This is a genomic window from Oceanobacillus luteolus (assembly GCF_023715655.1).
Taxonomy (GTDB): Bacteria; Bacillota; Bacilli; order Bacillales; family Amphibacillaceae; genus Oceanobacillus; species Oceanobacillus luteolus.
This window is the reverse complement of sequence record NZ_JAMBON010000022.1, coordinates 45696-54391: the sequence shown is the minus strand read 5'-3', so window position 1 is coordinate 54391 and position 8696 is coordinate 45696. Positions and strand designations below refer to the sequence as shown.

Here is an 8696-nt window from a genome sequence, read left to right as displayed (position 1 = left end):
AAATGATCCTAAGACCATTATCTAGGAATATCCCAGAGCGTCCAAGTCATTTGACATATCAACAGGGTGAATTACAAGGAAATAATAGGCGGAAAATGTAGGCCTAAACATAATATACGAGGGGGAGGAAATATGATTTACCTAGACAATAGTGCAACCACAAAGCCAGATTCAGCAGTCATCGAGAGCTTTCAAAAAACTTCTGAAAAGTTTTTTGCAAATCCATCCTCCATTCACCAATTGGGGGGAACAACAGAAAAGCTTTTACAAAAGGCTAAAGAGCAAGCAGCATCCATCCTGCAAGTTGAAGCGAACGAAATTATATTCACATCTGGAGGAACAGAAGGAAATAATATTGCCATAAAAGGAATTGCACTGGAACATCAAAATCGTGGAAAACACATTATAACAACGGCGATTGAGCATCCATCTGTTGAAGAAGCTTGTCAAAGTCTAGAGAAACTAGGGTTTGAAATTACCATGCTTCCGGTTGATGAAAAGGGAATTATCAATTTAGAGGATCTTAAAAGAGCAATTCGAGAAGATACGATTCTCGTTAGTATCATGCATGTGAATAATGAAATTGGATCCATTCAGCCTATAGAGGAGATCGGTAAAATACTACGTCAATATCCTAAATTGTTTTTCCATGTTGATGCAGTTCAGAGCTTAGGAAAAGTACCAGTTAATATTTATGAGTCAGGTATCGATCTCTGTACGTTCTCTGGCCATAAGATTCATGGGTTAAAAGGTACTGGTATCCTATTTGTAAATAAAACAACGAAATTATTTCCGTTGTTTCATGGTGGTGGCCAAGAAAATGGGCTTCGTTCTGGCACGGAAAATGTGGCAGGAGCAGTTTCCATGGTGAAAGCATTGCGCCTTATCCATGAAAAAGAAAAACAGTATGCCAACCACTTAAAAGAAATGCGTGATTATTTGTGGAAAGAATTGAAGCAATTTGATGACGTAATTATAAATAGTCCGGAAGATGGCGCACCACATATTCTTAATATTTCAGTGCCTGGTCTCAAACCGGAAGTGATGATCCATATGCTTGGAGAAGAAGGCATTTATATCTCTACAAAATCAGCATGCTCATCGAAACAAAAAGATGAAAGCAAAATTTTAGTAGCTTGCGGTTTTTCTCGAGATGTTGCTATTTCCGGCCTAAGGATTAGTCTTTCTTATGACAATACAATGGAAGAAATGAAAAGATTTATTGATGTATTCAGTAGATCTTTAAATCAATTTAAACAAGTCTTGAGGTAGATAATATGGAATATGAACATATATTGATTCGGTATGGTGAAATGGCGTTAAAGGGGAAAAATATGCGCAGTTTCATCTTGACATTGCAGGAAAACCTTCTTGCTAAATTAAAAGAATTTCCCCAAGTTAAAATTAAGCGGACCCAAGGAAGAATGTTTATTCTTTTGAATGGACATGACCCTGAACCGATTATGGATATCTGTAAAAAGGTATTTGGAATCCATAGTTTATCGTTAGCAATTAAAGTTGACAATGATGTTGAGCAAATTAAAGAGGCTGCTTTATATGCTTTAAAGAAAGCGAAGGATGTAAAGACATTCAAAGTTAGTGTGAAACGTGTAAATAAACAGTTTCCGCATGGTTCATCTGAAATGAATCAATTGCTTGGAACACATCTTTTAGTAAATACGGATGATATTACCGTCGATGTACATCATCCAGATGTGGAAGTGAAGGTTGAAATTCGTGCCGAAGCAACGTATATCACTTCGGAAAATGTTCCTGGAGCTGGTGGTTTACCAGTCGGAACTTCAGGAAAATCATTATTGCTTCTATCAGGTGGTATCGACAGCCCTGTTGCTGGATATCTAGCAATGAAGCGCGGGGTTCAATTGGAAGCAATCCATTTTCACTCACCTCCATATACTAGTGAACGGGCAAAACAAAAAGTTCTTGACCTTACTAAGCAATTGACCAAATATGGGAAATCCATTCGTGTCCATATTGTGCCTTTTACGAAACTCCAGCAGGAAATCTTTCGTGAGATGCCGGAAAACTATGGCATGACTATTATGAGACGTATGATGTTCCGAATTGCGGAAGCTGTTTGCCAACAGGAAGGAATTTTATCATTGACGACTGGTGAGAACTTAGGACAAGTTGCGAGTCAGACAATGGAAAGTATGCATACGATCAATGAAGTGACCAACTATCCGATAATCAGACCATTGGTTGCGATGGATAAGGAAGAAGTCATTGCTATATCCAGGAAGATTGGAACTTATGATATATCAATCTTACCTTATGAGGATTGCTGTACAATCTTTGTTCCAAAATCTCCTAAAACCAAACCTAGACGTGATAAAGTAAATGCTTACGAGGCTCGTCATGATTTTAGTGAATCAATTAATGAAGCGATTGAAGGTATTGAAACGATAAAGATTACATCGAAACAACAGGAATCAGAGTTTGAGGATCTGTTTTAATATCGTGGATTAATCTAGATTTATTTCCAAGAACTGTTAATAGTAGTTATGTATGTTTTACCTCCAAATTACACAATCTATGTTTACCAAGGAGGTGAGCTACATGGCTAACAATAATAACTCAAATCAATTGCTAGTCCCTGGTGTAGAACAAGCTTTAGAACAAATGAAATACGAAATTGCTCAGGAATTTGGTGTAAACCTGGGTGCTGACACTACTTCTCGTGCTAATGGATCTGTTGGAGGAGAAATTACCAAAAGACTAGTTTCCATGGCACAACAACAATTAAAATAGTTAATTAACATTAACAAATGAGTACTAGCCTAGATAGGCAAAAGCAGGACGACCATCCAATACAAAGGATGAACGTCCTGCTTTTTGATATAGACTTTAGTCTATTGGTAAATACTACTACTATAGAAAAGTTCTTTTTACTCTATCCCAGAAGGAATTGTTTTTTAATTTCACTGTTTTAATAACCGCATCATCCATTTCAACCTCTATGGAATCAATTTTACGTATTGGATTTGCTTCATTGTCCAAACTGATTATTGGATGATCATTTCCAGTCGATTGAATGTTTAACGTTAATTTCCGGTCTTTATTCAAAATAAAAGAGGAACCGAGTGTACGATATTGATTATTATTTAATGAAGCGACTTCAGAAACTTGAAAGCTAGGAATAAGAGGGTCAACGACCGCTCCGTTTGCAGATTTGTTATAAGCTGTACTTCCAGTAGGGGTGGAAACAATTAACCCGTCCCCACGGAAAGTTTCAAAATGACAATCGTCGATAAGTACATCTATGACAATTGTTTTAACAATAGTTGAGCGTATGCTGACCTCATTTAAACAATAATGATCGGTTCCATTATTGATGCGTGTTTTAATTACTGGGAATCGGCGTACCTCCAATTCTTCATGCATGAGAAGATGGAGCATTTCATTAAAGTTATCTAAATTGAAATCACAATATAGTCCGGACTCCCCTTCACGGGTAATGCCTACATAAAGGGCATCTTGTCGGAAGCCGCTCTTTCTTACGGCCTGAAGAAAGGTACCATCACCGCCAATACTCACAATAATGTTTGCTTCATCCGTATGATCAACAATTTTGTAACCGTTACTTTGAGCAACTTCAGTTAGCTGTGACACTTTTTCGTCTGTATCTTCATCTTTAAGATAGTAGAAATATAAATGATTCCTATGTGCCAAATTGGAAAACCTCCCCAAATCTCATTGTATTTTCATCATATCATCTCAAATAAAATTATCCAATTTTATACTTAATAGGATAAAAAAATTGATATATAGACAAGCTAAGTGGTAATCGATGGTATTTCAATCTGATGTTAGAGAATCAGATTCTCTGTATCCATACTAGGATAGGGAGGAATGCCGATAGAACTCAAGGAAAAGGATTAAGAGATATGATTTGGTCTGTAATTTTCTGCTTGATTGTCTGCTTGCTTGTCCTATTGTTTATATTACTTAGATTCCAAGTCCATATAAACTACCGAATTAACTTTACTGACACCCATCGAATCAAGATAACTGTTTTATTGTTTAAGGTACGTTGGTGGTCGCATACTTTTTATTTGCCGATATTAACCGATTTTTTAGAAGATGAAGATGCTGCTTTCCCATCTAAATCTCCGGTAGCGTGGAGAGAGTCACTCCCTTTATTAAGAAAAATTAAAGTGGAGAATCTAAAATGGGAGACAGGAATCGGTATTGGCGAAGCTCATTTTACGGGAATCTTAACAGGTTTTATTTGGGCAGGAAAAGAAATGGCAGTTCATGCGTTGACAAACTATTTCAAAGCAGTGCAGCACCCCGTCATGAAAGTACAACCAAATTATCATGGTGAGGGATTTTATTCGAAGTTTGATTGCAAACTGATTCTAAGCTTCCGTACGTATAGGAAGTTGAAGTTGGAATTACAAAAACTAAATTAATATTGATGGAGGTAATGAAATATGGAAGAACATCCAATTCAAGGCTTAATGACGACTGCGATGGAAAGTTTACAATCTTTAGTAGAGACGAACACGATAATCGGTGACCCGATTGAAACTCCAGATGGAAGTACCATTATACCAGTTTCCAAAGTGGGATTCGGATTTGCTGCAGGAGGTAGTGAGTTTAATTCTCAATCGAACGAAAGTGATGCAACGTTACCATTTGGAGGTGGAAGTGGTGGTGGGGTATCCCTTACACCGATAGCTTTTTTAATTATAAAGGACGAAAATGTGAAGATGGTTCGTCTTGATCAGAATAGCCATCTCTATGAGAAATTTCTAGATATGACTCCGCAAGTGATTGAGAAAGTTGAAAAAATGATAAAAGATAAAGGATCAAGGAATGAGAAAAAAGAAAAGGGTGGAAAAGAAGAAAAAACAAATCCGATTAATTTTGATATTTAGACAAGTAACAATTTAACATGTACACTTCCTTCCAGGTGTGAAATATTGGACAATGATTAAAGGATTCTTCATAATAGAGGAAAGAAAGATAATGGGAGGAAGGATACAAATGAAGCAAATTACATTCCATCATGATCCAGTTACTTTAGTAGGTAAAGAAATCAAGGTTGGAGACAAGGCCCCTAATTTTACAGTACTCACAAATGATCTACAAGAAGTATCTCTTGATGAATACAAAGGAAAAGTAAAGCTGATCAGTGTTGTACCTTCTATTGATACAGGAGTTTGCTCAAAGCAGACAAGAACTTTTAATGAGGAAGCGGAAAAGCTGGATAATGTTCAAGTTCTAACGATTAGTATGGACTTGCCATTTGCTCAGAAACGCTGGTGCGCAGCAGAAGGCATCAAAAACCTGGACACATTGTCTGACCACCGCGATGGGGACTTTGGTGAAAAGTACGGTGTACTTATCAAAGAGCTGCGTTTACTCACAAGATCGATCTTTGTTGTCGATTCAAATGATGTGGTGACCTATGTGGAGTATGTTGACGAGGTTTCAAACCATCCGGATTACGACGCTGCTTTAGAAGCTGTCAAACAAGCGAAGTAAATTCAATCTCTCTCAAGGCGACGCGAGAGAGATTTTTCATGCAAAGGATATGATGTTTAGTGGAGGTATGGAATGGAAAAGTCAACAGTAGAACAACTTTTTAAATGGTTTGAGAAGACAACAGAAATAATTCAAGCTCATATGGATGAACCGTATTTAGATAGTCTCAGTGAAGTAATGGACACGGTGTTTTTTGATTCACCCAACGAAGAATTCAACGACATATTAACTAAGAAGCTGAATGATGCATTGGACGAGCTGGGAGAAATTAAATACTCGACTACCGACCTTAAAAAGGCGCTCCAGTTGGCTATTTTAAAAGGAATGAAAGATTCTGTCCAAGAACAACATGTCATGACTCCGGAATCTATCGGACTCATCGTTGCCTATTTGGCGGATCAATTAATGAAGAATAAACAAGAAATCCGTATCTTCGACCCAGCAGGAGGTACGGGCAATTTACTTTTTACAGTCATGGAGCAACTGTCACAAAAACAGACAGCTTATGCAAGTGAGGTAGATCCAACGCTGATTCAGCTTGCCGTAAGCAGTGCCAATTTATTGAAGAAGGAAATTGAGTTTTTCCATCAAGATAGTTTGGCACCGTTTCTGATTGACCCAGTTGATTTGATTGTAGCTGACTTGCCAGTTGGGTATTATCCGGATGATATTCGAGCAAATGATTATAAGTTGAAGGCGGGAAGTGGGCATTCCTATTCACATCATTTGTTCATTGAACAAAGTTTGAAATACACGAAAGAAGCAGGGTTCCTAATATTCGTTATTCCTGATTTCCTTTTCACAAGTGATCAATCCGAACAGTTAAATCGTTATTTGAAGGAACACGCACATATCGTTGGGGTCCTTCGATTACCGGAATCCATTTTTAAATCATCGAGGAATGTTAAAAGCATTTTAGTCCTTCAGAAAAAAGGGGAAGAAACTTCAAGTCCAAAACAGCCACTCTTGGTGCAACTTCCGTCTTTAACAAACCATCAAGCGATGGCCGACATTCTTGGACAAATGAATCGTTGGTTTCAAACTTATGAAGGTAGATAATACTTGAATGCTGGAGTGATTTTATGAAAAATGTATTAGCAATAAATGCAGGAAGTTCATCATTAAAATTTCAATTGATTCAGATGCCAGAAGAGAAGGTATCTGCTATCGGTGTTATTGAGAGAATTGGTCTGGATAATTCGATCTTTAAAATGGAAGTGAATGGTAATAAGGAGAAGTCAATTTCAGATATCCCAAACCATGGTGTCGCAGTACAATTATTGCTCAAAGCATTGACTGATTCTGGTGTCATCAAAAGCTTTCAGGAGATTGATGCGGTTGGACATCGTGTTGTTCATGGTGGTGAATACTTCAGTGATTCCGTACTGATCACGGATGAAGTGATTCAAACGATTGAAAATGTTTCCGAGTTGGCTCCGCTTCACAATCCTGCAAACTTGACAGGAATTCGAGCTTTCCAGGAAATCTTACCTGATGTACCTATGGTGGCAGTCTTTGATACAGCATTCCACCAGAGCATGCCAAAATCATCTTATTTATATAGTTTACCTAAAAACTATTATACGGAATATGGCATTCGGAAATATGGTTTCCATGGAACAAGCCATAAATTTGTATCAGAGCGAGCTGCAGAATTGATCGGCACTCCAATCGAGGATCTACGTCTCATCACTTGTCATATAGGAAATGGAGCAAGTGTTACAGCTGTCGAAGGAGGGAAATCCATTGATACATCAATGGGCTTCACTCCACTTGCAGGAGTGACGATGGGAACACGATCGGGAGATATCGATCCTGCATTGATTCCTTATATTATGGACAAAACGGGTAAAACTGCCGATGAAGTTGTGCACGTATTAAATAAGGAAAGTGGAATGTTGGCACTTTCCGGATTTTCCAGTGACTTACGGGATATTGAAGAGAGGGCAGCTTCAGATGAACGTGCAGAACTTGCTCTAACTGTATTTGCTGAAAGAATCCACCAATTCATTGGTTCTTATGCCGCAAAAATGTCTGGTGTAGATGCGATTATTTTTACAGCAGGTGTTGGTGAAAATAGTGATGTAGTACGTGAGAAAATCTTAACAGGTTTGGAATTCATGGGAGTTTATTGGGATCCGAAACTGAATAACGTACGTGGAAAAGAACAATTTATTAATTATCCGCATTCGCCTGTAAAAGTAATCGTGATTCCGACCAACGAAGAAGTCATGATTGCACGCGACACTGTACGCTTAAGTTAATGGGTGAGAGGTTTCAGCCTCTTTCCCATTTTTTAGTTAAAATTAAAAAGCATCCTATAAAGGATGCTTTCAAATTAATATAAGTTGTGTTATCTGATCACCAACACATCACAATTGGCATGTCTTGTGATGCTTTCTGAGACACTGCCAATTAAGAAACGCTCAACTGCGTTCATACCAGTTGCACCACAAACGATCAAATCTGCTTTGAAGTTCTCCGCGATGTCACGTGGGACTTTAACTTTTGGAGATCCATATTCGATACATCTTACCAAATCAGTCAGTCCTTCTTTTCTTGCGCTTTCAATATACGTGTCTAATAATTCTTTTGCATATTCCTCGGCACGATTGGAAAGTGTACGATCATAAGCTTCAGCTGTCGCAAACGTCCGGGAATCAATAACATGAGAAATAATAAGGCGAGCATCATTACGTAGAGCTATAGAAACAGCTTTCTTGAACGCTTTCTCAGCGGCTTCAGAACCGTCCACAGCAACAACAATGTTTTTATATTTCATAATTATCTCCCCTTCCTACTTTAATTATATACCCTAACGGAAAGTGTTCCAATCAAATATTGCCAGTAAAAATAACAACTTTGTTACAGGTTCTTGGGCACACTAAATTCAAGGAGGTGACTGATTTGGCAAAAATAAAAAAGCAGAACAAACTGTTTACCGACCCTAAAGGAATTGACGCTGTAAAAAACCAGCTGAATGAAAGTTATCAGAGTGGAGTAGTTGAGGATCAGTTGAAGAATAACCGTGGAGTCCATCACTTCAATAACCAAAACAGGTAATCTGTATCGTTCGTCTGGAAGAGAGTTAATTCTCTTCCAGACAAATAATTCTATTTCCAAGAATGCTTAATAGTCTTTCTTTTGTTACAATAGGCTTAGATTTGAATATGCTACATAGG

At 37.8% G+C, this 8696-nt stretch carries 11 protein-coding genes; 9 read left to right on the top strand and 2 right to left on the bottom strand.

All coding sequences use genetic code 11. The features are described from left to right. Positions 1-132: 132 nt before the first annotated feature. The 3 genes from M3210_RS12915 to M3210_RS12905 all read left to right on the top strand — a co-directional run bounded on the left by M3210_RS12915 (position 133) and on the right by M3210_RS12905 (position 2772). Positions 133-1272 carry a cysteine desulfurase family protein gene (locus M3210_RS12915; RefSeq protein WP_251515047.1) on the top strand — a complete coding sequence of 380 codons (1140 nt, stop codon included), beginning with the start codon at positions 133-135 and terminating at the stop codon, positions 1270-1272. A 5-nt stretch (positions 1273-1277) separates the two neighbouring features. Further along, the gene (gene thiI, locus M3210_RS12910) at positions 1278-2477 is read left to right on the top strand and encodes a tRNA uracil 4-sulfurtransferase ThiI (protein WP_251515046.1); all 1200 of its coding nucleotides are present in this window, start codon (positions 1278-1280) and stop codon (positions 2475-2477) included. 103 nt (positions 2478-2580) lie between these two features. After that, positions 2581-2772 (top strand): alpha/beta-type small acid-soluble spore protein, encoded by a 192-nt coding sequence (locus tag M3210_RS12905; protein ID WP_251515045.1) that lies wholly within the window; start codon positions 2581-2583, stop codon positions 2770-2772. Positions 2773-2892: 120 nt separating this feature from the next. Here M3210_RS12905 and M3210_RS12900 read toward each other — a convergent pair whose 3' ends face one another. Further along, positions 2893-3693, bottom strand: a complete 801-nt coding sequence (locus tag M3210_RS12900) for an NAD kinase (RefSeq protein WP_251515044.1) — start codon at positions 3691-3693, stop codon at positions 2893-2895. A 215-nt stretch (positions 3694-3908) separates the two neighbouring features. Here M3210_RS12900 and M3210_RS12895 point away from each other — a divergent pair, with 215 nt between their 5' ends. From M3210_RS12895 to M3210_RS12875, 5 genes are all read left to right on the top strand, one after another. Continuing rightward, entirely contained in the window at positions 3909-4436 is a 528-nt protein-coding gene (locus tag M3210_RS12895) for a DUF2953 domain-containing protein (RefSeq protein ID WP_251515043.1), read from the top strand. Positions 4437-4457: 21 nt separating this feature from the next. After that, a complete protein-coding gene (gene ytfJ, locus M3210_RS12890; protein ID WP_251515042.1) occupies positions 4458-4904 on the top strand; it encodes a GerW family sporulation protein in 447 nt (148 codons plus the stop codon). A gap of 109 nt (positions 4905-5013) precedes the next feature. After that, a complete protein-coding gene (gene tpx / locus M3210_RS12885; RefSeq protein ID WP_251515041.1) occupies positions 5014-5514 on the top strand; it encodes a thiol peroxidase in 501 nt (166 codons plus the stop codon). Positions 5515-5586: 72 nt separating this feature from the next. Beyond that, on the top strand, positions 5587-6573 hold the full coding sequence (locus M3210_RS12880) for a class I SAM-dependent methyltransferase (RefSeq protein ID WP_251515040.1): 987 nt from the start codon (positions 5587-5589) through the stop codon (positions 6571-6573). A 23-nt stretch (positions 6574-6596) separates the two neighbouring features. Next, on the top strand, positions 6597-7778 hold the full coding sequence (locus M3210_RS12875) for an acetate kinase (RefSeq protein ID WP_251515039.1): 1182 nt from the start codon (positions 6597-6599) through the stop codon (positions 7776-7778). Positions 7779-7867: 89 nt separating this feature from the next. On the opposite strand, the gene M3210_RS12870 is transcribed toward M3210_RS12875, so the two are convergent. After that, positions 7868-8296, bottom strand: a complete 429-nt coding sequence (locus M3210_RS12870; RefSeq protein ID WP_251515037.1) for a universal stress protein — start codon at positions 8294-8296, stop codon at positions 7868-7870. A gap of 125 nt (positions 8297-8421) precedes the next feature. On the opposite strand from M3210_RS12870, the gene M3210_RS12865 reads away from it, so the two are divergent. Beyond that, the gene (locus tag M3210_RS12865) at positions 8422-8577 is read left to right on the top strand and encodes a hypothetical protein (RefSeq protein ID WP_251515036.1); all 156 of its coding nucleotides are present in this window, start codon (positions 8422-8424) and stop codon (positions 8575-8577) included. Positions 8578-8696 lie beyond the last annotated feature (119 nt).